The 25,002-nt window shown below is 61.7% G+C and carries 22 protein-coding genes; 19 read left to right on the plus strand and 3 right to left on the minus strand.

The window, feature by feature from the left end; all coding sequences use genetic code 11:
* Nucleotides 1-29 precede the first annotated feature (29 nt).
* The 9 genes from AAGF34_RS13815 to AAGF34_RS13855 all read left to right on the plus strand — a co-directional run bounded on the left by AAGF34_RS13815 (nucleotide 30) and on the right by AAGF34_RS13855 (nucleotide 11,666).
* Nucleotides 30-1,160, plus strand: a complete 1,131-nt coding sequence (locus AAGF34_RS13815) for an ROK family transcriptional regulator (RefSeq protein WP_342616307.1) — start codon at nucleotides 30-32, stop codon at nucleotides 1,158-1,160.
* Complete coding sequence (gene xylB, locus AAGF34_RS13820; RefSeq protein WP_342616308.1) at nucleotides 1,144-2,604, plus strand: xylulokinase; 1,461 nt, start codon at nucleotides 1,144-1,146, stop codon at nucleotides 2,602-2,604. The genes AAGF34_RS13815 and xylB overlap by 17 nt, the downstream gene beginning before the upstream one ends.
* A gap of 57 nt (nucleotides 2,605-2,661) precedes the next feature.
* Nucleotides 2,662-3,978 carry a xylose isomerase gene (gene xylA, locus AAGF34_RS13825; RefSeq protein ID WP_342616309.1) on the plus strand — a complete coding sequence of 439 codons (1,317 nt, stop codon included), beginning with the start codon at nucleotides 2,662-2,664 and terminating at the stop codon, nucleotides 3,976-3,978.
* Nucleotides 3,979-3,984: 6 nt separating this feature from the next.
* On the plus strand, nucleotides 3,985-4,983 hold the full coding sequence (locus tag AAGF34_RS13830) for a Gfo/Idh/MocA family oxidoreductase (protein WP_342616310.1): 999 nt from the start codon (nucleotides 3,985-3,987) through the stop codon (nucleotides 4,981-4,983).
* Nucleotides 4,984-4,999: 16 nt separating this feature from the next.
* Entirely contained in the window at nucleotides 5,000-6,610 is a 1,611-nt protein-coding gene (locus tag AAGF34_RS13835) for a CRTAC1 family protein (protein ID WP_342616311.1), read from the plus strand.
* A complete protein-coding gene (locus tag AAGF34_RS13840; protein WP_342616312.1) occupies nucleotides 6,607-7,965 on the plus strand; it encodes a vanadium-dependent haloperoxidase in 1,359 nt (452 codons plus the stop codon). Before AAGF34_RS13835 ends, AAGF34_RS13840 begins: the two co-directional genes overlap by 4 nt.
* A gap of 294 nt (nucleotides 7,966-8,259) precedes the next feature.
* Nucleotides 8,260-9,777, plus strand: a complete 1,518-nt coding sequence (locus AAGF34_RS13845; RefSeq protein WP_342616313.1) for a methyl-accepting chemotaxis protein — start codon at nucleotides 8,260-8,262, stop codon at nucleotides 9,775-9,777.
* Between the two features lie 49 nt (nucleotides 9,778-9,826).
* Nucleotides 9,827-10,036 carry a hypothetical protein gene (locus tag AAGF34_RS13850; RefSeq protein ID WP_342616314.1) on the plus strand — a complete coding sequence of 70 codons (210 nt, stop codon included), beginning with the start codon at nucleotides 9,827-9,829 and terminating at the stop codon, nucleotides 10,034-10,036.
* Between the two features lie 82 nt (nucleotides 10,037-10,118).
* A complete protein-coding gene (locus AAGF34_RS13855) occupies nucleotides 10,119-11,666 on the plus strand; it encodes a methyl-accepting chemotaxis protein (protein WP_342616315.1) in 1,548 nt (515 codons plus the stop codon).
* A gap of 9 nt (nucleotides 11,667-11,675) precedes the next feature.
* Here the strand turns inward: AAGF34_RS13855 and AAGF34_RS13860 are convergent, their stop codons facing one another.
* From AAGF34_RS13860 to AAGF34_RS13870, 3 genes are all read right to left on the minus strand, one after another.
* Nucleotides 11,676-12,659: an ROK family protein gene (locus AAGF34_RS13860; protein WP_342616316.1), complete on the minus strand. Its 984-nt coding sequence runs from the start codon at nucleotides 12,657-12,659 to the stop codon at nucleotides 11,676-11,678.
* Between the two features lie 31 nt (nucleotides 12,660-12,690).
* Nucleotides 12,691-13,059, minus strand: coding sequence for a phosphomannose isomerase type II C-terminal cupin domain (locus tag AAGF34_RS13865; RefSeq protein WP_342616317.1), 369 nt, complete (start codon nucleotides 13,057-13,059; stop codon nucleotides 12,691-12,693).
* A gap of 129 nt (nucleotides 13,060-13,188) precedes the next feature.
* Entirely contained in the window at nucleotides 13,189-14,268 is a 1,080-nt protein-coding gene (locus AAGF34_RS13870) for an SAM-dependent methyltransferase (protein ID WP_342621092.1), read from the minus strand.
* 112 nt (nucleotides 14,269-14,380) lie between these two features.
* Between AAGF34_RS13870 and AAGF34_RS13875 the strand changes: the two genes are divergently transcribed.
* The 10 genes from AAGF34_RS13875 to AAGF34_RS13920 all read left to right on the plus strand — a co-directional run bounded on the left by AAGF34_RS13875 (nucleotide 14,381) and on the right by AAGF34_RS13920 (nucleotide 24,993).
* Nucleotides 14,381-15,214: an SDR family NAD(P)-dependent oxidoreductase gene (locus AAGF34_RS13875; RefSeq protein WP_342616318.1), complete on the plus strand. Its 834-nt coding sequence runs from the start codon at nucleotides 14,381-14,383 to the stop codon at nucleotides 15,212-15,214.
* The gene (locus AAGF34_RS13880; protein WP_342616319.1) at nucleotides 15,201-16,016 is read left to right on the plus strand and encodes an SDR family oxidoreductase; all 816 of its coding nucleotides are present in this window, start codon (nucleotides 15,201-15,203) and stop codon (nucleotides 16,014-16,016) included. The genes AAGF34_RS13875 and AAGF34_RS13880 overlap by 14 nt, the downstream gene beginning before the upstream one ends.
* On the plus strand, nucleotides 16,013-16,411 hold the full coding sequence (locus AAGF34_RS13885; protein WP_342616320.1) for a dihydroneopterin aldolase: 399 nt from the start codon (nucleotides 16,013-16,015) through the stop codon (nucleotides 16,409-16,411). The genes AAGF34_RS13880 and AAGF34_RS13885 overlap by 4 nt, the downstream gene beginning before the upstream one ends.
* Nucleotides 16,408-16,806 (plus strand): dihydroneopterin aldolase, encoded by a 399-nt coding sequence (locus tag AAGF34_RS13890; protein WP_342616321.1) that lies wholly within the window; start codon nucleotides 16,408-16,410, stop codon nucleotides 16,804-16,806. Before AAGF34_RS13885 ends, AAGF34_RS13890 begins: the two co-directional genes overlap by 4 nt.
* Nucleotides 16,803-17,726, plus strand: a complete 924-nt coding sequence (gene ttcA / locus AAGF34_RS13895) for a tRNA 2-thiocytidine(32) synthetase TtcA (RefSeq protein WP_342616322.1) — start codon at nucleotides 16,803-16,805, stop codon at nucleotides 17,724-17,726. Before AAGF34_RS13890 ends, ttcA begins: the two co-directional genes overlap by 4 nt.
* 2 nt (nucleotides 17,727-17,728) lie before the next feature.
* Nucleotides 17,729-18,337 (plus strand): DUF4136 domain-containing protein, encoded by a 609-nt coding sequence (locus AAGF34_RS13900; protein ID WP_342616323.1) that lies wholly within the window; start codon nucleotides 17,729-17,731, stop codon nucleotides 18,335-18,337.
* Nucleotides 18,337-18,975, plus strand: coding sequence for a histidine phosphatase family protein (locus tag AAGF34_RS13905; protein WP_342616324.1), 639 nt, complete (start codon nucleotides 18,337-18,339; stop codon nucleotides 18,973-18,975). The genes AAGF34_RS13900 and AAGF34_RS13905 overlap by 1 nt, the downstream gene beginning before the upstream one ends.
* Nucleotides 18,976-19,132: 157 nt before the next feature.
* Nucleotides 19,133-20,383 (plus strand): efflux RND transporter periplasmic adaptor subunit, encoded by a 1,251-nt coding sequence (locus AAGF34_RS13910; RefSeq protein ID WP_342616325.1) that lies wholly within the window; start codon nucleotides 19,133-19,135, stop codon nucleotides 20,381-20,383.
* 12 nt (nucleotides 20,384-20,395) lie between these two features.
* Complete coding sequence (locus tag AAGF34_RS13915; RefSeq protein WP_342616326.1) at nucleotides 20,396-23,575, plus strand: efflux RND transporter permease subunit; 3,180 nt, start codon at nucleotides 20,396-20,398, stop codon at nucleotides 23,573-23,575.
* An 8-nt stretch (nucleotides 23,576-23,583) separates the two neighbouring features.
* Entirely contained in the window at nucleotides 23,584-24,993 is a 1,410-nt protein-coding gene (locus tag AAGF34_RS13920; RefSeq protein ID WP_342616327.1) for an efflux transporter outer membrane subunit, read from the plus strand.
* The last annotated feature ends 9 nt before the right edge of the window (nucleotides 24,994-25,002 follow it).

Here is a 25,002-nt window from a genome sequence, read left to right on the forward strand (position 1 = left end):
ATAGATCCATAAGAACCGGCTGAAACCGCATGAAAACGACGGGAGATTTGCAACTGCTCAAGCGGATCAACCGCAGCGTATTGCTGCGCTTGATCCGTAGCCAGCCAGACCTTTCCCGGGCCCGCTTGGCGCATTTGAGCGGCCTGACCAAGTCCACTGTGAGCGCCCTGGTGCGTGAGCTGTTGGATGAGCATTGGCTCACAGAGGCCGATGCACCGGTGGCGTCCCAGGGCATGGGGCGACCTTCCACGCCGCTCAACATCGACAACCACAAACGTGTGCTGATCGGCGTTGAGATTGCGGTGGATTGCCTACGCGTGGTCTGTGTCTCGCTGTGCGGTGACGTGCTGTCGCAGACCGAGGTGGAGCTTCCGGACAAGCGCCCGGCCAGCGCCTGCAAGCAGGCGGGCAAGCTGGTGCGTGCGCTGTGCAAGCAGCTCAAGGAAAAGCAATTGTTGCTCTCCGGTGTGGGCGTGTGCCTGCCTGGTGCTGTGGAAGACGGCAGTGGCATCGTGCGTCTGGCGCCCAACCTGGGCTGGCGCGACGTACCGTTCCTGTCCATGCTGTCCGCCGAATTTGCCCATGCGGGCATCGCGCCGGCCAACATTCATTTGCAGAACGATGCCGATGCCGCAGCGCTGGGTGAATACGAGTTCGGCGACTCTGGCGATGACGCGCTCATCTTCATCAATTGCGATGTGGGCGTGGGCGCCGGCATCGTGCTCAATGATCGCCTGTTTACCGGCTTTCTGGGCACCGCTGGCGAAGTGGGCCACAGCATTCTGCAAGTCAACGGCCCGCTGTGCTCCTGTGGACGCAAGGGCTGTGCCGAAGCCTTTATCGGAGCCCGCGCACTCGCCCGCAAGAACGGCGTAGCACAGGCCGGTGAATACCTGGGCGTGCTGCTGCAGAACTTGGATGCCATGTTCAATCCGCACGTCATCGTCATAGGTGGGCGCTCCTGCGTTGACAACCCGTCATTGGTGGAAATTGCCCGCAACACCCAGCTGGCCTATGCGCAGACAGCAGGCATGCGCGCACCGGTGGTGCGGTCCGCACGCTACGGCCTGCAGGCTGCTGCGGTAGGCGCTGCGGCCCTGGTATTGCACCAATTTTTGCGACCCCTACTCAAAGAATCGAACCATGTATCTGGGAATTGATGTCGGCACCTCCGAAGTGAAGGTGCTGCTGCTGGACGACCAGCACCGCACCATTGGTACGGCTGGCTCCACGCTCGAAGTATCACGTCCCCACCCGGGCCACAGCGAGCAGGACCCGGCCAGCTGGTGGAGCGCCACTGGCAAGGCGCTCAAGACGTTGCAGCAAAACCATCCGCAGGAATACCAGGCGGTGCGTGCCATCGGCCTGTCCGGCCAGATGCATGGCGCCGTGTTGTTGGACTCGGCCAACCGGGTGCTGCGCCCCGCCATTTTGTGGAACGATACCCGCAGCGCGCTGGAGTGCGAAGAGATGATGGCTGAGCTGCCAGCGGCGGCCCAGCTTGCAGGCAGTCTCATCATGCCGGGCTTTACCGCGCCCAAGCTGCGCTGGGTGGCCAAGCACGAGCCGCAGGTTTTCTCGCAGGTGTCCAAGGTGCTGCTACCCAAGGACTACGTGCGTCTGATGCTCACGGGTGAGCACATCACCGATTTGTCGGACGCCAGCGGCACAGCCTGGCTGGATGTGGCCAATCGCGCGTGGTCTCCCGAGCTGCTGGCACTGACGCGTCTGAGCGAAGTGCAGATGCCGCACGTGGTGGAGGGCAGCGCGCCTGGCGGCGCACTAAGCCCGTCGGCGGCTTCCGCGCTGGGCCTGAAGCCCGGCATCGTCGTGGCCGGCGGCGCCGGTGACAACGCCTCCAGTGCCGTGGGCATGGGCGCCGTGAACGCGGGCGAGGGCTTCCTGTCGCTGGGTACCAGCGGTGTGTTGTTTGTCGTGACGCCACGCTTTGCGCCCAACGCCAGCAGCGCCACCCATGCCTTCTGCCATGCTGTGCCCGAGCGCTGGCACCAGATGAGCGTGATGCTGTCGGCCGCCAGCTGCCTGCAGTGGGCCAAGCAGGCGTTGGGTGCGCCTTCCGAATCCGCGCTGGAGCAACAGGCCAGCGGGCTCGACTTTGCCAGCCGCGCCGATGCGCCGCTGTTCCTGCCTTATCTCAGCGGTGAACGCACACCACACAACGACGCCGTCATTCGCGCCAGTTTTCACCACATCAGCCACAGCACCAGCCAGGCTGCATTGGCCTATTCGGTGATTGAAGGCGTGACCTTTGGTCTGACCGATGGCCTTAACGCACTCAAAAAGGCTGGCAGTAACGTCACGCGTCTCTCGTTGGTGGGTGGCGGCGCACGCAGTGCCATGTGGGCGCAGCAACTGGCTTCCTCGCTGAACGTCGAGATCGTGACCCATGCCGACTCCGCCGCTGGCGGTGCCCTGGGCGCAGCGCGACTGGGCTGGCTGGCTACTGGCGCAACGCTGGAGCAAGTGTGCACCCAACCCGCCGTCACCCGCAGTTATCGTCCGGACGCAGCAGAGCAGGCCTTGTTGGCGCCACGCTATGCACGCTTCCAGGCCATTTATCCCGCACTCAAAGCGCTGCATTAGACAGCGCCTCCCCATCCCTATCCGATGGTTTCCATCGCTACACCCCAAGGAATCACCATGAGCAATTATTTCGACGCCATCGCCCCCATCCGTTACGCTGGCCAGCAATCGCAGGAGCCGCTGAGCTTCAAGTGGTACGACAAGGACCGCATCGTCGCCGGCAAACGCATGGAAGACCATCTGCGCTTTGCCGTGTGCTACTGGCACAGCTTCTGCTGGAACGGCTTCGATCCGTTCGGCTATGACGGCACCTTCGAGCGCCCCTGGCAGCACATAAGCGACCCCATGGCCGCAGCCAAGGCCAAAGCCGACAACGCATTCGACTTCTTCCAGAAGCTGGGCGCCCCGTACTACTGCTTCCACGACCGTGACGTGGCACCCGAGGGCAGCACGCCGCGCGAGAGCGTGGCCAATCTGCACGCCATGGTGGACGTGCTGGCACGCAAGCAACAAGACACCGGCATGAAGCTGCTGTGGGGTACGGCCAATCTTTTCTCGCACCGCCGCTTCATGTCGGGCGCTGCTACCAATCCCAACCCCGAAATCTTTGCCCTGGGCGCCCTGCAGGTGAAGGAAGCCATGGATGCCACGCTCAAGCTGGGCGGCGAGAACTATGTGCTCTGGGGTGGTCGCGAAGGCTACGAGACGCTCATCAACACCCGCATGGGCCAGGAGCTCGACCAGATGGGTCGCTTCCTCAACATGGTGGTGGAGTACAAGCACAAGATCGGCTTCAAGGGCGCCATCCTGCTGGAACCCAAGCCCCGCGAACCCTCCAAGCACCAGTACGACTTTGACGTCGCAACCGTCTACGGCTTCCTGCTCAAGCACGGCCTGGAAAAGGAAGTCAAGGTCAATATCGAAGCCAACCACGCCACCCTGGCCGGCCACAGCTTCGAGCACGAAATCGTCAGCGCCATTGATCTGGGCATCTTCGGCTCCATCGACATGAACCGCGGCGACATGCAATGCCAGTGGGACACCGACCAGTTCCCCAACAACATTCCCGAGACGGCACTGGCCATGTACTACATCCTCAAGAGCGGCGGTTTCACCACGGGTGGTCTGAACTTCGACAGCAAGGTGCGTCGCCAGTCCATCGACCCGGAAGACATGTTCCACGGCCACATTGGTGCCATGGATGTTTCGGCCCGTGCGCTGCTGATTGCCGACGCCATGATCACCGATGGCCGCTTTGCCAAGATTACCGAAGAGCGCTATGCCGGCTGGAACACCGACTTCGGCAAGGATCTGCTGGGTGGCAAGCTGAGCCTGGATGCTGTGGCGGCCCGTGTGCTGGAACACAACACCGACACCCGCCCGGTGTCCGGCCGCCAGGAGCACATCGAAAACTTGCTGAACTCCTTTATCTGAGTCGCCATGAAAAAAGTCGTATGGGGCGTGCTGAGCACGGCCAAGATTGGCTGGGAGAAGGTGATCCCTGCCATGCTCAAAAGCGAACACTGCGAAGTACGCGCCATCGGCTCACGCTCGCTGGACAAGGGCCGAGCGCTGGCTGACCGCCTGGGCATCCCCAAGGCCTATGGCAGCTACGAAGCGCTGTTGGCCGACCCGGAAATCGAAGCCATCTACAACCCGCTGCCCAACCACGAGCATGTACCCATGACGCTGGCGGCAGCGCGTGCGGGCAAGCACGTGCTGTGTGAGAAACCGGTTGCATTGAATGCCAAGGAGGCAGAACAGCTGCGCGCCGTGGCAGGCAAGGTGCACATCATGGAAGCCTTCATGGTGCGCTTCCATCCGCAATGGCTATCGGTGCGCGAGCGTGTGCGCAGTGGTGAGGTGGGTGAGCTGCGGTCCATCCATACCTATTTCTCGTATTTCAACCGCGACCCGGGCAATGTCCGCAACCAGGCAGATATTGGTGGTGGTGCGCTGTATGACATCGGCTGCTATCCGATCGTCACCGGGCGCTTCCTGTTCGGTGCCGAACCGAAACGGGTTATCGCCCTGGTCGACCGTGATCCGGATTTCAAGACCGACCGCATGGTCAGCGCCCTGGTGGATTTCGGTGAAGGCCGCCGACTGGACTTCACCGTGTCGACCCAGAGCGTGCCCTACCAGCGTGTGCAGGTGTGTGGCACCAAGAAGCGCATCGAGATCGAGATCCCGTTCAACGCACCGCTGGGCGGCAGCACCAAGGTCTATACCGACGACGGTGCGCGGCTGGATGGTGGCTCCACCAGTGCCGAAGTGATTCCAGCCTGCGACATGTACACGCTGGAAGTGGATGCCTTTTCGCGTGCCGTACGTGGCGACATCGCGTTGCCTTACGGCGTGGAAGATGCCATTCTGAATATGCGCGTCATCGACGCCTTGTTTGCGTCCGAAAAGACCGGGGCCTGGGTCAACGTTTAACAACTGCAAACACACCATGCACAAGCCACGTCTCCCACTCCTTGCGTCACTGCTCGCGTTTGCGGCGACCAGTGGGCTGCATGCGGCAACACTTGCCATTCCGCATTTCATTGAAGAGACCGATGCTGCGGGCCTGCAAATCCGGTTCGAGGGGCAGGACGAATACATGGTGGGGGGCGGAGTGGCCGTGTTTGATTGCGATGGCGGTGGATTGCCATCCATCTACGTAACCGGCGGCGTCAATAAGTCCAAGTTCTACCGCAACAAGAGCACACGCGGCGGCCCCATCAAGCTGCAGGAAGAGCGCACCGGCCTGGAGTTGACCAACGCTACCGGCGCCTATCCCATTGATATCGATGGTGACGGCAATGTGGACCTGGTGGTGCTGCGCGTAGGCGAGATTGCCGTGTTCCGTGGACTGGGCCAGTGCAAGTTCGAGCGCGCCAATGAGATGTGGAACATTCCTGCCAGCAACGATTGGCACACCGCATTCTCGGCCACCTGGGAGCGTGGACAGAGCTGGCCGACCCTGGCCATAGGCAGCTACTACGACCGCAGCCGCCCCGACTTCCCATGGGGCACCTGTACGCCGGCCATGCTGTTGCGGCCTGACGCCAGTGGCAAGAAGTTTGCGGCGCCTGAAATGCTCACGCCCAGCTACTGCGCGCTGTCCATGCTGTTCTCCGACTGGAACCGCAGCGGCGAGGCGTCCTTGCGCGTGAGCAACGACCGCGAGTACTACAAGGGAGGACAGGAGCAACTCTGGAAGGTGACACCGGGCCAGCCCGCGCGTCAGTACACCGCCGAAGAGGGCTGGAAACGCCTGCAGGTGTGGGGCATGGGCATTGCCAGCCACGACATTGACGGGGATGGCTATCCCGAAGTCTTCATCACCAGCATGGCCGACAACAAGTTCCAGAAGCTCGAAGGCGATGCTTCCAAACCTTCCTACATCGATCAGGCCTACAAGCGCGGCATTACGGCGCACCGGCCCTATGTGGGAGGAGATATCCATCCCAGCACGGCGTGGCACGCGCAGTTTGCCGATGTGAACAACGATGGCTATGCCGACTTGTTCATCGTCAAGGGCAATGTGTCCACCATGCCTGACTTCGCCATTCTCGATCCCAACGACCTGTTGCTGCAGGAGTCCGACGGTCACTTCACCGAAGTGGGGCAGCAGGCCGGCGTGGCCAGCTTCCGGCGCGGACGCGGCGGCATGCTGGTCGACCTGAACGGCGATGGCCTGCTCGACATGGTGGTGGTCAACCGTTGGGACAAGGCCCAGCTGTGGCGCAACCTGGGCTCTGGCACCGTGGACAAGCCTGCGCCCATGGGGCATTGGCTACAGCTGCGCCTGCAGCAGGCCGGTGGCAACCGCGATGCTGTTGGCGCCTGGGTGGAAGTGGATCTGGGCGGCCGCATCATCCGCGAAGAGCACACCATTGGTGGTGGCCATGCCAGCGGACAACTGGGCTGGATGCACTTCGGTCTGGGTGAATCCAAGGATGTGAAGGTACGCGTGCAATGGCCGCATGGCGAATGGAGCGATTGGCAGGGCGTATCGGGAGACGGGTTCTATGTGTTCAACCGTGAGGCCGGCGTACAGAGCTGGAAAGCCCCATGAAGATGCGTGTGATAGCCATGGTGGCGGCGACCCTGTTTTCCGCAACGGCAGCCCCTGTGCTGCATGCCCAGACCGGCCCGACCGTGGCAGCCAAACCGGCTTCTGCCTTTGGCTCCGGTGTGGTGTATGACTGGATCTACCTGGACCTGCAGCTCATTCAGCAGACGCCGGGCTTCAGTCCGCCGGTGGCAGCGCGAGCACTGGGCTATGTCGGGCTCACTCTGTATGAGTCGGTGGTGCCCGGCATGCCGGGCTACCAGAGCCTAGCCGGTCAGCTCAACGACCTGAGTTCGCTGCCCTGGGCGCAGCCAGATGAGCCCCTGCATTGGCCCACCGTGGCCAACGCAGCCATGGCCACCATGACGCGCATGATGTTCAGCAACGCCAGCGCCGAGAACAAGGCGCGCATCGATCTGCTGGAGCGCAATCTGCCGCTCAAATACACGCAGGACTTTGACCCCAACACCATCACACCCGACATCAGCAACCGGTCGGAAACCTTCGGCAAGCTCATGGCCATGGCCATCATGACCTGGGCGCGCACCGATGGCGGACATGAGGCCTGGGGCCCGCTGCGTCGCACCCAGGCCAATTACGTGCCACCGAGCGGCACGGGCAAATGGTCGGCCACGCCGCCCGCCTTTGCTCCGGCCTTGCTGCCCTACTGGGGGCAGAACCGACCCTTTGTCATCAAGAACGCGGCAGACTGCCCCGCGCCCCCGCCACCTGTGTACTCTGAAGAGCCAGGCTCCGCCTTCTACAAGGAAGGAATGGAGGTGTACAAGATCAGCACTGCTGCCACACAAGAGCAGCGCCAGTTCGCTCTGTACTGGGCTGACGACGCGGGCAAGACGCCCACACCAGGCGGCCACTGGGCCTATATTGCCAATGACATTCTGAAGAGCCGCAAAGCCGACCTTGCCACTGCTGCAGAAACCTTTGCGCGGCTGAACCTGGCCATGTCGGATGCGTTTGTGGCGGGCTGGTACACGAAGTACACGCTCAATGTGATCCGCCCGGTGACTTACATTCAACTGGGCATTGACAGTAACTGGACGCCCTCGCTCATGCCTACGCCTCCGTTCCCGGATTACCCCTCCGGCCACTCGGTGCAGTCAGCGGCTGCCTCCAAGGTACTGGAACAGATGTTTGGCGCGAACACCGCGTTTACCGACAATACCCACAACGACCGCGGCTGGGGACCACGCACTTTCAAGAGCTTCAAGGCCGCTTCCGATGAGGCTGCCGCATCACGCCTGTATGCCGGTATCCACTACCGCTTTTCCATCGAGGGCGGCAAGCCGCAAGGACAGTGTGTGGCGGACAAGGTGCTGGCGCTGAAGTTCAAGCGCTGAGTGCCAGGTGAGGCGGGCTATTGCACGCAGATTTTGAGCGAATTGCGACGGCGCCTTGGGCGCCGTTTTCTTTATGCACTCACATCGACAGAATCAAAAAAGTATCGGTAAGCGTCTGTAGTTCGCAGGAAGAGGGTGAAGAGATCAGCAATTTAATGGTGTAAACCCTTATCTAAATCAAATAGATTTACTAATAGAATTTGCGAAGGACGGAATTCACTGGCCTTGTAGAGATCCCGAAAAATGCATTTGCGGCACGTAAAAATTTCGAAGCTGTTGACGGTTGGAAGCGCTGTGCTGATCGCACTTGTAGCAGCTGTTGCGCTGCTGGCGGCCTATGTTTCCAGAGAGTCAAACCGGGCACTTGAAACGCTCTATCTACAGAGATTGGAACCTTTGGAGCACCTGAAGAAGTTGACTGATTTGTACTCGGATGTGCAATTCAAGGCCAACCAAATAGGCTTAGGACGTGGCGATCCGGTGGAAGCAGGCAAAGATGTCCAAAAAGACGTAGAAGAAATCAACACGCATTGGAAGATATTGGCGACAACGCTACAGGGCCAAAGCGATGTGCAAGAGTTGAACAAAGCATCGGCACTGGCACAGAAATCCAAGCCGGCCATTGCGGATTTGCTGGATGCACTGGCAAAAAAAGACCGGATGCAAACCAGTTTGTTGGCGCTGGATCTGAATGACCTGGTCAATGCGATGTCAAAGCAGATCAATGTTCTGGTGCAATTGCAACTGGATCATTCAAGTGAAGAGTTTCAGCAGGTCAACACGAGCTATCAGAGAAACATGCGCAGCTTCGCGATTGCAGTGGCCTTGGTCATTGCAGGAACTGTCGCATCTGCGTGGCTGCTCATTGGTGCCATTTCCGTACCCATACGTCAGGCGGTCGCCATTGCCAAACGCGTTGCCACCGGTGACATGAGCGAAGAGATTTCATTCTCCGGCGAAAGTGAAATGGCTGAAATGCTCCGGGCTTTGCACGACATGCAGATGAGTCTGGGGCGGGTCGTGTTGAAGGTTCGGGACAACGCAGATATGTTGGCAAATGCCAGCGGTGAAATTGCGCAGGGGAACCACGAGTTGTCCGTAAGGACAGAAGTGCAGGCCAGCTCGGTAGAGCAATCGGCTGCATCGATGGGGCATCTCAGCGCAGCGGTTTCTCAAAATGCCGAAAGCGCCGAGCAAGCCAATCAACTGGCCCATAGCGCCTCGGCGGTGGCCGCAAGGGGTGGACAAGTAGTAACCCAGGTGATCGCCACAATGAAGGAAATTAACGAAAGTTCCCGAAGGATTTCCGAAATTATTGGTGTCATTGATGGCATCGCATTTCAGACCAATATTCTGGCCCTGAATGCGGCTGTAGAGGCCGCACGTGCGGGTGAACAAGGAAGGGGCTTTGCGGTTGTTGCGTCTGAAGTTCGCAACCTGGCTGGGCGCAGTGCCGATGCGGCCAAGGAAATAAAAAATCTCATCCATACCAGTGTGGTCCGCGTGGACCAGGGATCGAAATTGGTTGACCTGGCGGGCGCCACCATGGCTGAAGTTGTAAGCGCAATTGACCGCGTCACCAACATCATGAGCGAGATCAGCTCGGCAAGTGGAAGACAAGCCTCTGGCGTGAATCAGGTAGAAGAAACGATCCAGAAAATGGACCAAATGACGCAACAAAATGCAGCTTTGGTCGAACAGATGGCTGCAGCTGCCAGTGGATTGAAATCACAAGCTGAAGAGCTAGTGGGCACAGTCGCGGTGTTCAGGGTCCCAAACAGTTATCGCGCCATCACATTCGCCGGTTCGTAGAGCATCAACGTTGCGCACCTTGTCTTCGTAAGTGATTTACAGCCCTGGGTTGGCAGCCTTACTCACGGGGGACGATATGGGTGTGGTGAGCCTCATATTGGAAAGCACGATGGTTAATGAGTACGGACGTGATCTGCCGGAAGTGCTTGACTTGGCGGCGCGCAACAATGCCCAGGCAGGGATCAGTGCAGTACTGCTTTGCAAAAAAGGCAAGTTGATGGGGCTGATTCAAGGTGCGCGAAGCTTGAGCCTACCGTAGGGGAAACAAGTACTTCCAATATCGACAAAGTGCGCTATGGTGCTCTCACACCGGAATGGATTCGGCGAATGGGACATTGAATATGAAATTGCGCAACAGAATCCTGCTCATCATCGCAGCGGCACTTTTGGGCATCGTGTTGAGCAGCGCCTTCGGCCTGTATGCACTGCGTCAGAATCTGTATGAGAGCCGCCAGGAAGAGATTCACAAGGTTGCGCTGCTCAGTCGCGGTGTACTCGAGCGCTACCAGAAACTGGAGGCCAGTGGAAAGCTGAGCCGCGAAGAAGCACAAACCCAGGCCAAGGAAGCGCTGTCCGGCCTGCGTCACGATGACGACTACATCTTTGTTCGGACCATGGACAACCAGATGCTGGTCCATGCGGATGCGAGTCGCATCGGCAAGGTCGACAAGGGGTCCAAGACTTCGGATGGACGAATGACGTCCGACATCTATGTCGATGAACTCTCCAAGTCCGACCGGGTCTACATGATCGCGTATGTGGCGCGCCCTGGTGATGCAACCAAGACGCCCGTTCCCAAACTGCTGGGTGCGATTCGCTTCGAGCCGTGGAACTGGGTTGTTGGCAACGGCGTATTTGTTGACGATCTGGATGCGGCGTTCATGTCGTACGCCTACAAGTATCTGGCCATCGGTGGCGTGATTCTGCTGTTCATGGGCGCATTGGGAACCATGCTCTTTCGATCCATACAAAAGCAGTTGGGTGGGGAGCCGCAGTACGCCTCCGACGTGGTCAATCTCATTGCCTCTGGCGATCTGAGCATGGCCATTGAAGTCAATGGTCCCGCTACCAGTCTGCTTGCGTCCATGGAGCGCATGCGCGCCAGTCTTGCTGAAGTGGTGGGCAAGGTGCGGCAGGGCTCCCAAGGGGTTGCAACGGCAAGCGCCGAAATTGCACATGGCAACAGCGACCTGAGTTCGCGCACGGAACATCAGGCCAGCGCATTGGAGCAAACAGCCGCTTCCATGGAAGAGATGGGATCCACCGTCAAGCAAAACGCCGACAGTGCGCGTCAGGCCAACCAGCTTGCACAGCAGGCCTCCAACGTGGCGGTGTCTGGCGGTGAAGTGGTGGGGCAGGTGGTCGAAACCATGAAGGGCATCAACGAATCCAGCCGCAAGATCAGCGACATCATCAGTGTCATTGACGGCATCGCATTCCAGACCAATATCTTGGCGCTCAACGCGGCAGTGGAGGCAGCGCGTGCCGGTGAGCAAGGCCGTGGTTTTGCAGTCGTGGCCAGCGAGGTGCGCTCATTGGCTGGTCGCAGTGCCGAGGCTGCCAAGGAAATCAAGACGCTCATCAATACCAGTGTGGAGCGCGTCGAGCAGGGAACGGCCCTTGTGGACAAGGCTGGCGAAACCATGACGGAGGTGGTGAGCAGCATCCGTCGCGTGACGGACATCATGGGAGAAATCAGTTCGTCCAGCAACGAACAGAGCCAGGGTGTCGCACAAATTGGCGAAGCCATCAACCAGATGGACCAAGTCACGCAACAGAATGCGGCCTTGGTGGAAGAGATGGCTGCCGCAGCCTCAAGCCTGAAGAATCAGGCACATGAGCAGGTACAAACCGTTGCCATGTTCAAGTTGGCACCCGGCCTGACCTGATCAGGCCCCCTATTTCATCACCAGGGCCAGTGCCGCAAAGTCCCCCACACGCTCGCCCAGCCCAGCCGGAACAATTTCCAGCCCGTTGGTGAGCGCGGGCAACTTGCCGTGCATGAAGGCCTGCAGACGGGGCAGCAGGTAGTCCTGGTTGTGCCAGAACACGCTGCCACCCAGGGAGATACGCTGCAGGTCCAGCAGCGCGGTGATGTTGAACAGGGCACGCCCCATCACATGGCACAGCGAGTCGATGATGTCGATGGCACGCTGGTCGCCGCTGCGTGCTGCGGTGAAGAGTACGGAGGCGTCGGCATAGCCCTGGGAGGCAAACCGCCGGGGAATGGAATTGCCGGCAATGAGTGCCTCCACATCGCCAATCATTCCGCAGCCGCACAGTGCGTCGTCGTTGTCGCTGACAAAGATGTGGCCGCCATGGCCCGCGTTGCCATTCTTGCCGCGCAGAATGTGCCCGTCCACGCACAGGCCCATGCCGATGCCGGTACTCCAGGTCACGTAGGCGCAATTGCGTACGCCCTTGAGCGCGCCCCAGCGACGTTCCGCCTCCAACGCACCAACGCCGTCGTTTTCCACGCGCACGTTCTTGAAGGCGTCGCGCAGCGGGGCTTCCAGCAGCGCGCTCATCCAGTCGTTGGGCAGTCCACGCGCCTTGCCGGCCAGACCACCGCAGATATTGGGTGCGGCCAGTTCCACCAGCCCGTCATTGAGCACAAACGGGCCGCAGGACGAAACGCCTACCGAGCCCACGCTGTCTACGGGAACGCCTGCCAGCGCGCAGCTCTCACCGATCATGCGGATGATTTGCCGTCCCAGCGCGTCATTGTTGCCTTCCTTGGCCGTGGGCTCGGCCACCTTGCCCAGTACGCCACGGTGGTCGGCCATGCTGACGGCCACTTTGGTGCCGCCAATGTCGACACAGGCCAGGGTAGGGCTACCCTCGGGCAAATGGATTCTGGGTTCGTGGGTGGTGTGGTTCATGTGTCTTCCCGATCGATGTGCTCTTGTTGTTTTAGGTGCGGCCGTAATCGTCCTGCAGACGCTCGATATCGTCTTCGCCCAGATAGCTGCCAAACTGCACTTCCACGATTTCCACCGGCTCCTGCGTGCGGTTGGCCAGTCGATGAACCTGTCCCAGGGCGATGTCGCAATGCCCGCCTGGGGGAAGTTCAAAAACGGAGTCGTCCAGCGTCACCGTGGCCGTGCCCCGCGTCACGACCCAGTGTTCAGCACGCTGGGCGTGACGTTGCAGGCTGAGCTGCTGGCCGGGGTGCACGCCGATGCGCTTGACCTTGTTCCCCGACTCTTCGGAAATCGTTTCGTACCAGCCCCAGGGACGCATGGTTCGTTCGATGGTTTGGGTGCGTGTGATGCTGCTCATGGGCTTGCGTGGATATTACGGATTGCGGGTCAAAAAAGGGTGTTGAAACGCCCCCTGCGATGCTAACCCGGCAAGCGCTGTTTGGGTTACTTGCGGGTTACCCAAAAAGCACTTATTTGCAAACTGCGATCAGAGCCTGTGGGTACGGTCACCACGGGCAAATCCCACGGCCTCAAACACCGGACCTTTGACCAGCCCAATGACCTTGAAGAGCTCGCCCATCTCGTGTTCCATCACCAGCTTTTGCGCCGCGGCGCGCTCGGGCAGTGGGGCGTTCTGCATCAGGTCGATCAGGCCACAGTTCATCAGGAAATGTGCCTGGCTGGTATAGCCCAGCACTTCCAGCCCGGCGTCCTGCGCGGCCACGGCGATGCCGGTGAAATCGACGTGGGCCGTGATGTCTTTCAGGCCCACCGCATCCAGCGGGTTGCTGTCGGCCCGGTGGGCGCGGTGGCACATCACCGTACCCATGTGGCGCTGGGGGTGGTAGTACTCCGCTTCCGGAAAACCATAGTCCAGAAAGAACGCCGCGCCCCGTTGCAGCCAGTCGGCCAGGGTGTGCACAAAAGCGTGTGCCTGCGGATGGATTTCGGTCAGGTAGTCGTGCGGGCCTTCGATTTCTAGGGGCGGTCGCAGCGCGGTGGGGCGGTCTTCCCAGACCCACTGGCCGTCCTTCTGGCTTACGCCGCGCTCGAACCACTGGCCCTGCACCCGTGACAGCAGGGTCACCGGCATGGCATCCAGCACTTCATTGCCGACCACCACACCGCTAAAGCTTGGGGGCAATTCGCTGACCCATTGCACGGTATCCAGGTGCTCACGCAGGGTGTGGCGTTGCCGCTCTTTCAGGCATTCCGACAGGTCCACGATGGTGTAGCGCTGCACCGGCTGGCCCATGGCTTTCAGTGCGGTGAGCAGCTGCAAGGCCAAGGCGCCCGTGCCGGCACCGAATTCCCAGATGTCCGTCGTGCCCGTGGCCTGCAGCGCCTGCGCCACCTGTTGCGCCAGCGCGTAGCCAAACAGGGGCGTCATTTCCGGTGCGGTCACAAAGTCACTACCCGCGCCCTTGAGGTTGCCGTCCGCTTCCAGCGTGCCCTGGGGCAGGGTGCCGAATTTGGTGGAGCCGTTGGCGTAGTAGCCCAGGCCCGGCTCGTATAGCGCCAGCGCCATGAAGCGGTCAAACCCCAGCCAGCCGCCGGCCTGCTCCATTTCGGCGGCAATGCGCGCCTGCAAGGCAGCCAAAAGACCGACGGCTTCCGGGGAAAGAGGGGGGGTGGGTAAACTCGGGGTTGTTGTCATAACAGCGTCGGATTGTCCCTCAATGCCTGCCCCCGCCTCCCCCACCGTGTTGCCGCCAGCCGTATTGGTCACGGGCGCTGCCAAGCGCCTGGGCCGTGAAATTGCGCTCAAGCTCGCCGCCCACGGCTGGCGCGTGGCCGTGCATTACCGCGATTCGGTGGAAGAGGCACGCCAGACGGTGGCCGACTGTGCGCGTCTCACCCCAGGCGCGCAGGCCTTTCGCTCCAACCTGGGCAACGAGACGGCGGTGCGCAATCTGCTGCCCAACGTGATCGAAGCCTTTGGGCAGGTGGACGCGGTGGTGAACTGTGCCTCTACCTTTGAGCATGACACAGCGGCCACCTTCAGCTTCGCCGCCATGGAAAAGCACATGCGCAGCAACGCGGGTGCAGCTATCCTGATCAGCCAGGCGCTGCACACCCACATCTCGGAACGCCAAGTGCGCCAGCCAGACCTGCGCGGTGTGGTGGTCAATCTGCTGGACCAGAAGCTGTGGAACCAGACACCGGATTTTGTCTCTTACACCCTGTCCAAGGCGGCACTGGATGCGGCCAATTCCATGCTGGCTCTGGCTCTCAGCCCCCTGGTGCGTGTGGTGGGCGTGGCGCCCATCATGGGCCAACACCAGCCCCTGCTGCGTGGCGAAAAGCTGGCCGAGCGCAGTGCCGCGGTGCCCAGCCACCACCGCAGCACCGACCTCGACACCAAGGCCGCGGTACTGCTGGCCTTGCAGGAAGGCAGCATCAGCGGCACCACCTTGCTGGTGGAAGAGGAATTGCCCAAGGACAAGCCGCAGGCTCCGGCGCTGCCGCCGGAACCGCCAGCAGAACCGGTGCGTCGCCATGGCCGCCGTTAGCATGTCCGCGTTCACACAACCCCGGCGCGTGCTGGTGACCGGCGGCGCGCAGCGCCTCGGCGCCTTGCTATGCCGCGCGTTTGCGCAGGCGGGCTGGGAGGTCTGGTGCCATTACCAGCGCTCAGACATACAGGCACAGGCGCTGGTTGAATCCTTGCGCACCCAAGGTTTTGCAGCCCACGCGGTACAGGCCGATCTGGCCAGCGAGGCCGAGCGCCAGCGCATGATGACGCACATTGCCCAGGAAAGCGGCCCATTGCACTGCCTGGTGAACAATGCTTCCATGTTTGAGGAAGACGCCGCGGCCCGGTTGGACATCGATTCGGTACGTCGCCAGATGGAGGTCAACCTGATCGCACCGCTGTCGCTATCCTCGTTGATGGCGCAGCAGTTGCCGGCGGATGCAGCACCGGGTGCGTGCAGCATCCTGCATGTGCTGGACCAGAAAGTGTTCAACCTCAACCCCGACTACTTCAGCTACACCGTGAGCAAGTTGGCTTTGGAGCGCAGCGTGGCGCTGCAGGCACAGGCCCTGGCGCCGCGCCTGCGGGTCTGTGGTGTGGCGCCGGGCTTGATGTTCCTGAGCGGTCCGCAGACGCAGGAAAACTTTGACCAGGCGTCACGGGTCAACCTGATGCAAAGCGCGCTCGATCCGGCAAGGGTGGCGCAGACCTGCGTGTTCTTGGCAGAAAACCCCTGCATCACCGGAACCACGCTGTGTGTCGACAATGGACAACATCTGGTCCCTCTGAGGCGGGATGTGATGTATGCGGTCCAGGACAATTTGGCTTCCTCAACATGAACCAAGACCCCCTAACCCGGCTTGCGCTGACCTGCCGTCGGATCTTCTTGCGGGACCATGAGGTGCTGGTGCAGATCGGTGCCCATGACTTCGAGAAGATGCGGCCACAGCGTGTGATCTTCAACGTGGAACTCTTCGTGCCCTATGCCCTGTCCACCCCTCAAGCCGACCAGCTGTCGGAAGTGGTGGACTACGACTTTGTGCGCGAAATCATTGCCCAGCGTGTGAGCACCGGCCACGTGGAATTGCAGGAAACCCTGTGCGATGACCTGGCCAGCCGCATGCTGGCCCATCCGCGGGTGATGGCCGTGCGCCTGTCGAGCTGCAAGCCCGATGTGTACGCGGACACGGCGGCGGTGGGGGTGGAGGTTTTCCGAATGAAAGACACTGTATGACGCACGCCACCGGCAACCAGACCCTCACCCTTACCGGCCTGCGTTTTGACGCCAGTCTGGGCATACTGGAGTCTGAAATCAGCGAACCGCAACCGATCCAGGTGGACGCCGAACTGTGCCTGGGCTGCCAGCCGCTGCTGCCTAAGGACGATGAGATCAACCATGTGCTGGACTACCGCAAGGTACGCCAGATCATCATTGACGAGTGCACGTCCGAGCACGTCAATCTGCTGGAAACCTTGATCGGCAAACTCACCCACCGCCTGATGCAGTTGCCGGGCGTGATCGGTGCGCGGGTGAAGATTGCCAAGCTGGAAATTTTTGACGATTGCGAAGTGGCCATTCGCATGGAAACCGGAAACTGGGCCACTGTGCCGCAAGGAGATGTGAAATGAATGCTGTGTGGGTTGAGGACGAAGCGCCTGCGGTGAGTACGGACAAGCAGGCGAAGATAGAACGCGAAACCCACAAGCTGGAAAAGCGCCTGTGCCGCCAGATGGGCCAGGCCATCATCGACTACAACATGATCGAGGAGGGCGACCGCATCATGGTCTGCATGTCGGGTGGCAAGGACAGCTACGGCATGCTCGACATCCTGCTCAAGATGCAGCAGCGCGCGCCGATCCGCTTCGAGATCGTGGCGGTCAACCTGGACCAGAAGCAGCCGGGCTTTCCCGACCACATCCTGCCCGAGTACCTGAAAAATCTGGGGGTGGAGTTCCACATCGAGACGCAGGACACCTATTCCATCGTCAAGCGCAACATCCCCGAAGGCAAGACCATGTGCAGCCTGTGCAGCCGGTTGCGCCGGGGCATTCTGTACAGCGTGGCACGGCGCCTGAAGTGCAACAAGCTGGCACTGGGCCACCACCGCGACGACATGCTGCAGACCTTCTTCCTCAACATGTTCTTCGGCGGCAAGGTCAAGGGCATGCCGCCCAAGCTCACCAGCGACAACGGCGAGTTTGTGGTGATCCGCCCGCTGGCCTATGTGGCCGAGAAAGACCTGATCCGCTGGGCCGCGCACCGCCAGTTCCCCATCATCCCGTGCACCCTGTGCGGCAGCCAGCAGAACCTGCAGCGGGTGCAGATCGGCAACATGCTGCGCGAGTGGGAAAAGCAATACCCCGGGCGCGCCGAGACCATGTTCACCGCGCTGCAGAACGTGGTGCCCTCGCACCTGATGGACTCCAAGCTGTTTGATTTCAAGGGCGTCAAGGCCACCGGTACTGCCGATGAAGAGGGCGACAAGGCATTTGATGCAGAAGAGTTCCCCGCACCCGCACTGCCGGGCTTGCAAGTCGTTGGGGCCTGACCATGTCGAAGTCCTTGCGCGCCCTGATCGCTGGTTGTGCTGCCGTGCTCGCGCTTGCCGTGTTGTCGGGATGTTCTACGACCCGCATGATCGACAGCGACGTGCAGAGCTTCACCGGCACGACCGCAGCCGTCCGGCCGGCGACTTATCGTTTTGAACGCCTGCCATCGCAAACCCAGTCGCTGCAGCAGGACACGCTGGAAGCCATGGCGGCAAAGGCTCTGGCGCAGGTCGGCCTGACCCAGTCAGCGACCACTTCCGCAGAAGGCCGGCCGCGTTACTCGGTACAGGTGAGTGCGCAGGTGCTGGTGCTGCAGAACACGTTTTCCTATGGGGGCATGGGTGGCTTCTGGGCAAGACACGCCGGCTTTGGCATGGGAGCGTGGATGGAACCTGTCTGGTACCGGCATGGCGTGCATGTGCTGATGCGTGAGCTGACATCTGGGCAGGTGGTGTATGAAACGTCCGCCAGCTTTGATGGCACCTGGAGTGACAGCGGCAATCTGCTGCCGGTTCTGCTGCAGGCCGCCCTGCAAGACTATCCCCAACCGCCTGCTGGACCGCGCAAGGTGAATATCGAATTGCCGGGAGGCCCGGCTCAGCAGCCCTGATGCCCGTTGCCACCCGCATCATCGCCGTACGCCATGGCGAGACCGCCTGGAATGTGGATACGCGCATCCAGGGGCAGCTCGACATCGGGCTGAACGACAAGGGCCGTTGGCAGGCGCAGCAGGCTGGACTCGCGCTGGCGGACGAGCCTGTGGATGCCATATACGCCAGTGATCTCTCACGTGCCTACAGCACGGCCCAGGCCATTGCGGCAAAACGCCTGGCGGTGCAGACCCATAAAGGCTTGCGCGAACGTGCCTTTGGCAAGTTTGAAGGCCAGACCTATGCCGCCATTGAAGAGCGCTGGCCCGAAGAGTCCAGGCTCTGGCGCATCCGTGACCCACACTTTGCACCGGAAGGCGGCGAGAGCCCGACGCAGGTCATGGAGCGGGTGGCGCGGACCGTCAACGAAATTGCCGCGCGCCACCTGGGTGGGCAGATCGTGCTGGTTTCGCACGGTGGCGTGATGGACATGCTGTATCGCCTGGCCACGCGCCAAAGTGTCAGCGCTCCCCGCAGTTGGGAGCTGGGCAACGCCGCCATCAACCGCCTGCTCTGGACACCCGACGCGCTGACGCTGGTCGGCTGGGCCGATACCCGGCATCTGGATGAGACCGTCAGGGACGAATACGGCACCTGAAATGTGTGCACAGTTTGGATACTGTGGTCGCACAGGGGGGATTGCCCCTGTTGGCTATACTGGCTTGGCGCATCTGCAACCCGCAAATTTGCAGTGCCCATAGTCATTTCATAGCGGGGCCTGTGGGCCCCCGCTTGCTTTTCAGAAGGGTTCTCTGATGTCCGTATTGCGAAAAGCGGTGGCCTGCGCTTGGCCTGTCTCCTCTGCCTCTTCTCTGATGGTTCTGTGCTCGGTGGCCTTGCTGGCTGCGTGTGGTCAGTCAGCAGCCCCCCCTGCAGCCGGAGCATCCCAGGCACCACCGCCCGCGCAGGTTGGCGTGGTGACCGTGGCGCGGACCACCGTGGGCCTGGTGACCGAACTACCCGGACGTACCGAGGCTTCGCGCGTGGCCCAGGTGCGTGCACGTGCGGCCGGCATTCTGCAGAGCATTCGCTTTACAGAGGGCAGTGAGGTGCGTGCCAACCAGACGCTGTTCCAGATCGATGACGCGCCCTACCGTGCCGCACTGGCCAGCGCCCAGGCCAGCCTGGCGCGGGCGGAAGCCAACCTGACGCAGGCCAAGGCCCAGGCGGACCGTTACAAACCGCTGGCAGAAGCCAATGCCGTGAGTCAACAGGACCTGGTCTCTGCTGTGGCTGCACAGAAGCTGGCCGAGGCGGATGTGGCTTCTGCCAAGGCGGCAATTCAGACCGCGCAAATCAATGTGGGCTACGCCACCGTGACCACACCCATCTCGGGTCGCATTGGCCGCGCCCTGGTGACGGAAGGTGCGCTGGTGGGGCAGGGCGAAGCTACGCAACTGGCGCTGGTGCAGCAGATCAACCCCATGTACATCAACTTCACCCAGCCGGTGGCGGATGTGCTGCGCCTGCGTGCAGCCATTGCCAGTGGCCAGCTCAAGACCGCTGGAGGCGCCGAATCGGCTCAGGTGCGCATCGTGCTCGACGACGGCAGCACCTATCCCATCCCCGGCAAGCTCTTGTTCAGCGACCTGAGCGTGGATCCGACTTCGGGTCAGATCACCTTGCGTGCCGAAGTGCCCAACCCCAAGGGTGTGCTGCTGCCCGGCATGTATGTGCGGGCCCAGTTGCAGCAGGCGGCTGCGGGTGGTGCCATCCTGTTGCCGCAACAGGCGGTGCAGCGTACGTCGCAAGGAGACAGCGTCAAGGTGGTGGGCGCCGACGGAGTGGTCGAGACGCGTACCGTCAAGGTGGGCTCTGGCAAGGACGGCCAGTGGGTGGTGCTCTCCGGCCTGAAGGACGGCGAGCAGGTGGTGGTGGACGGCTTCCAGAAAATGCAGGGCAAGGCGCCGGTCAAACCCGTGCCTTGGACACCGCCTTCCGCTGCGCCGGCAGCTCCCGCCGCCAGCGCGCCTGCTGCCGCGGCTTCCGGCACGGCCAAGTCCTGAGAGGCCCGCAACATGGCGCGCTTCTTCATCGACCGGCCCATCTTTGCATGGGTGATTGCCTTGTTCATCGTGGTGGCCGGAGCGGTTGCCATCACGCAGTTGCCGGTGGCGCAATACCCGTCGGTGGCGCCACCGTCCATCGTGGTGTCGGCGGCCTATCCGGGTGCCACGGCACAGACCATGGAAAACAGCGTGCTGTCCGTGATCGAGCGCGAGATGAATGGCTCGCCCGGTCTTCTGTACATGGAGTCGGTGGCGCAGGCCGATGGCAGCGGCTCCATCACCCTGAGTTACGACCCCAGCACCAATCCCGATCTGGCGCAGGTGGATGTGCAGAACCGGCTCAGCCGCGCGTCACCGCGCTTGCCGGCCGCCGTGACACAGAACGGCGTGCGGGTGGACAAGTCGCGCTCCAACTTCCTGCTGTTCACCATTCTGTCCTCCGACAACCCGGACTACGACCCGGTGGCATTGGGTGACTACGCCTCGCGCAATGTGCTGCCCGAAATCCAGCGTGTGCCCGGCGTCGGCCAGGCGCAGTTGTTTGGTACAGAGCGTGCCATGCGCATCTGGATCGACCCGGCCAAGCTGGTGGGCTACAAGCTCTCCAGCGTGGATGTGAACAGCGCCATTGCCGCGCAGAACGCGCAGGTCACCTCGGGCACCATTGGCGATCTGCCCAATGTGCCGGGGCAGTCGATCTTTGCCGCTGTGGTGGTCAAGGGGCAGCTCAGTTCCGCCAACGAGTTCGGCAACATTGTGCTGCGCGCCAATGCGGACGGCTCCGCCGTGCGGCTGCGCGACGTGGCCCGTATAGAGCTGGGTGCCCAGTCCTATGGCACGCAGGCGCGCCTCAATGGCAAACCGTCCAGCGGCATTGGCGTGCAACTGGCGCCCAGCGGCAACGCGCTGGCAACGGCCAAGGCCATACGCAAACGTCTGGACGAGCTTTCGCGCTATTTCCCGCCCGGCGTGAAAGCCACCATTCCCTATGACAGCTCCAAGTTCGTGGACATCTCCATCCGCCAGGTGGTGGAGACGCTGCTCGAAGCCGTGGTGCTGGTGTTCCTGGTGATGTTTCTGTTCCTGCAGAACATCCGCTACACCATCATTCCGACATTGGTGGTTCCCATCACGCTGATGGGAACCTTTGCCACGCTGCTGGCGCTGGGCTATTCCATCAACGTGCTGACCATGTTCGGCATGGTGCTGGTGATCGGCATCGTGGTGGACGATGCCATCGTGGTGGTGGAAAACGTCGAGCGCATCATGAGTACCGAGGGGCTGCACCCGCTGATGGCCACGCGCAAGGCCATGGGCCAGATCTCCGGCGCCATCATCGGTGTGACCGTGGTGCTGGTGTCGGTGTTCGTGCCGCTGATTTTCTTCAGCGGATCGGTGGGCAACATCTACCGTCAGTTTGCGGTGGTGATGCTCAGCTCCATCCTGTTCTCGGCCTTCATGGCGCTGTCGTTCACGCCGGCCCTGTGCGCCACGCTGCTCAAGCCGGTGCAGGCCGGGCACCACCATGCCAAGAGCGGCTTCTTCGGCTGGTTCAACCGGGGCTTTACTCGCACCACCCATGGCTATGAGGGTCTGGTGGCGCGCGTGCTCAAGCGCACCGGGCGCTTCTTGGTCATCTACGGCGTCATCATTGCCTGCGTGGTCATCCTCTTCGGCAGGCTGCCCACCTCGTTCCTGCCCAATGAAGACCAGGGCACCATCCTGGTCAACGTGCAGCTGCCGCCAGGGGCCACTGTCAACCGCACCAGCGACGTGATGACGCAGGTCGAGCAGTTCATGCTCAAGCAGCCTGAGGTGGCCGACATGGTCAGCGTGCTGGGCTTCAGCTTCTCCGGTACCGGCCAGAATGCGGCGCTGGGCTTCGTGGCGCTCAAGGACTGGAAAGAGCGCACCGGCGCCGAGCATGCAGCCAAATCCCTGGCAGGCAAGGCATTCGGTGCCTTGATGGGCATTCGCGATGCGTTCATCTTTCCCTTGAGCCCGCCGCCCATTCCCGAGCTGGGCCGCTCCAACGGCTTCAGCTTCCGGCTGCAGGACCGTGGCGGCAATGGGCATGACGCCCTGCTGGCTGCACGCAACCAGCTGCTGGGCTTGGCCGCACAAAGCAAGGTGCTTACTGCCGTGCGCCCCGATGGTCTGGAAGACGCATCGCAGCTGCAGCTCAATATCGATCGCGACAAGGCCAGCGCCCTGGGTGTGAACTTCTCCGCCATCAATGCAGTGATCTCCACCGCGCTGGGCTCCAGCTACGTGAACGACTTCCCCAACGCCGGCCGGCTGCAACGGGTGGTGGTCCAGGGTGATGCGCCCACGCGCATGCAGCCCGAGGACCTGTTGCGCTTGAACGTGCTCAACAGCAGCGGCCAGACCGTGCCGTTCTCCGCCTTTGCCAGCACCGAATGGGTGACCGGCCCGATGCAGACCATCCGCTACAACGGCTTCCCCACCATGCGGATCTCGGGCGAGCCCGCACCCGGCAACAGCACGGGTACGGCAATTGCCGAGATGGAGCGTCTGGCGTCCCAGCTGCCGCCCGGCTTTGCCTATGAGTGGACGGGGCAGACCTATGAAGAAAAGCTCTCCGGCTCGACGGCGACCATCCTGTTTGCCTTCTCGCTGCTGGCGGTGTTCCTGTGTCTGGCCGCGCTGTATGAGAGCTGGTCTATCCCGTTTGCCGTGATTCTGGTGGTGCCGCTGGGCGTGCTGGGCGTGACCGTGGCAGCGCATCTGCGCGGGTTGGAGAATGACATCTACTTCAAGGTCGGCCTGATCACCATCATCGGCCTGTCGGCCAAGAACGCGGTGCTGATCATCGAGTTCGCCAAGGACCTGCATGCGCAGGGCAAGGGGCTGGTGGAGGCCGTGCTGGAAGCGGTGCACCTGCGCTTCCGGCCGATTCTGATGACCTCCATGGCCTTCATCCTGGGCGTGCTGCCATTGGTGGTTGCAAGCGGCGCAGGTTCTGCCAGCCAGCGCGCCATCGGTACCGGCGTGATGGGCGGCATGATTTCCGCCACGGCGCTGTCCGTCTTCTTTACGCCCGTGTTCTTTGTGGTGGTGCGCCGCATCTTCAAGGGCAGCGAGCGCCAGCGCCGCATGTATGCCCATGAAAAGCAGGAAGGTGAACTGGCCGCACCCGTGCCAGTGGACCCGGAGGACCATGTATGACCCGCGCCATGAAATCTTCCCCGTCGTTGGCTTTCCCGTTCAAGGCCGCAAGCCTGGCCATCGTGGCAGCCACACTGGCTGCTTGCGGCAGCATGGCGCCCGATTACCAACGCCCCGCTGCGCCCGTTCCGGCGCAGTTTCCTGCAGCTGCAGGCACGGCAGGCGCCGCGGCAGCAGACACTCCCTGGCAAGACTTCTTTGCCGATGAACGTCTGCAAAAGCTGATCCGCATTGCGCTGGAAAACAACCGGGACCTACGCGTGGCACTGCTCAACGTGGAGCAGGCGCGCGCCACAGTGGACGTGCGCAAGGCCGACCGGTGGCCCACGGTGAATGCCGGACTGAGCCTGACCCGAGGAACGACGACTACCGGCGCGGTCACCAGCAGTTACAGCGCGGGTCTGCTCGTCACGTCCTATGAAGTGGACCTGTTCGACCGCCTGCGCAGCCAGTCGGATGCCGCCTTTGCGCAATACCTGGCGAGCACCGAGGCCGGCAAGGCAGCACAGATCAGCCTGGTCGGCGCCGTGGCCAATGCCTACTTTGCGTTGCAGGCGGATACCGCGTTGCTGGAGCTGTCGCAGCAAACCACCAAGACCCGGGAAGAGTCTTTCAAGCTCACCAGACTGCGCTTTGACAACGGCGCCAGTTCCCAACTGGACCTGAGCCAAGCTCAGTCGCTGCTGGAAGCCGCACGTGTGAGCCTGGCGCAAACCACGCGCCAGCGCATGCTCGACGAGAACGCGCTCAATCTGCTGCTAGGGCAAGCGGCGCCGAGCGAGCTGGTGGCTGGCAGTGCGCAGCTCACCACGCCATTGCCCGAGCTGCCCACTGGTGTGCCCAGCGAGGTGCTGCTGCGCCGACCCGACGTGGTCCAGGCCGAGCAACTGTTGCTGGCGGCCAATGCCAATATCGGCGCAGCCCGCGCGGCGTTCTTTCCCAAGATTCTGTTGACGGCCAGCGCTGGCAGCGTCAGCAGCGAATTGCAGGATCTGTTCAAGGACGGAACCTTTGCCTGGAGCTTTGTGCCCCAGCTGTTGCTGCCCATCTTCGATGCCGGGCGCAATGAGGCCAATCTGACAGTGGCCAAGACCGCGCGCGACATCGCCGTTGCCCAGTACGAAAAGGCCATCCAATCCGCCTTTCGTGAAGTGGCCGATGCCCTGGCGGGCCGCGCCACCCTGGGGGACCAGCTCAAGTCGCAACAGGCCCAGACCCTGGCTGAGACCGAAAGAACCCGGCTGACCGAGCTGCGCTACAAGAATGGCGCCAGCAGCTATCTGGAGGTGCTGGATGCCCAGCGCTCCCTGTTTGCTTCGCAACAGGCAGAGCTGCAGCTCAGGTTGCAGGTTCTGCAGAATCAGGCAACGCTGTACCGGGTATTGGGCGGTGGCTGGAGTGCAGCGGCCAAGTCCTGACGTGTTGGC

The organism is Rhodoferax sp. GW822-FHT02A01, from assembly GCF_038784515.1.
Classification (GTDB): domain Bacteria; phylum Pseudomonadota; class Gammaproteobacteria; order Burkholderiales; family Burkholderiaceae_C; genus Allorhodoferax.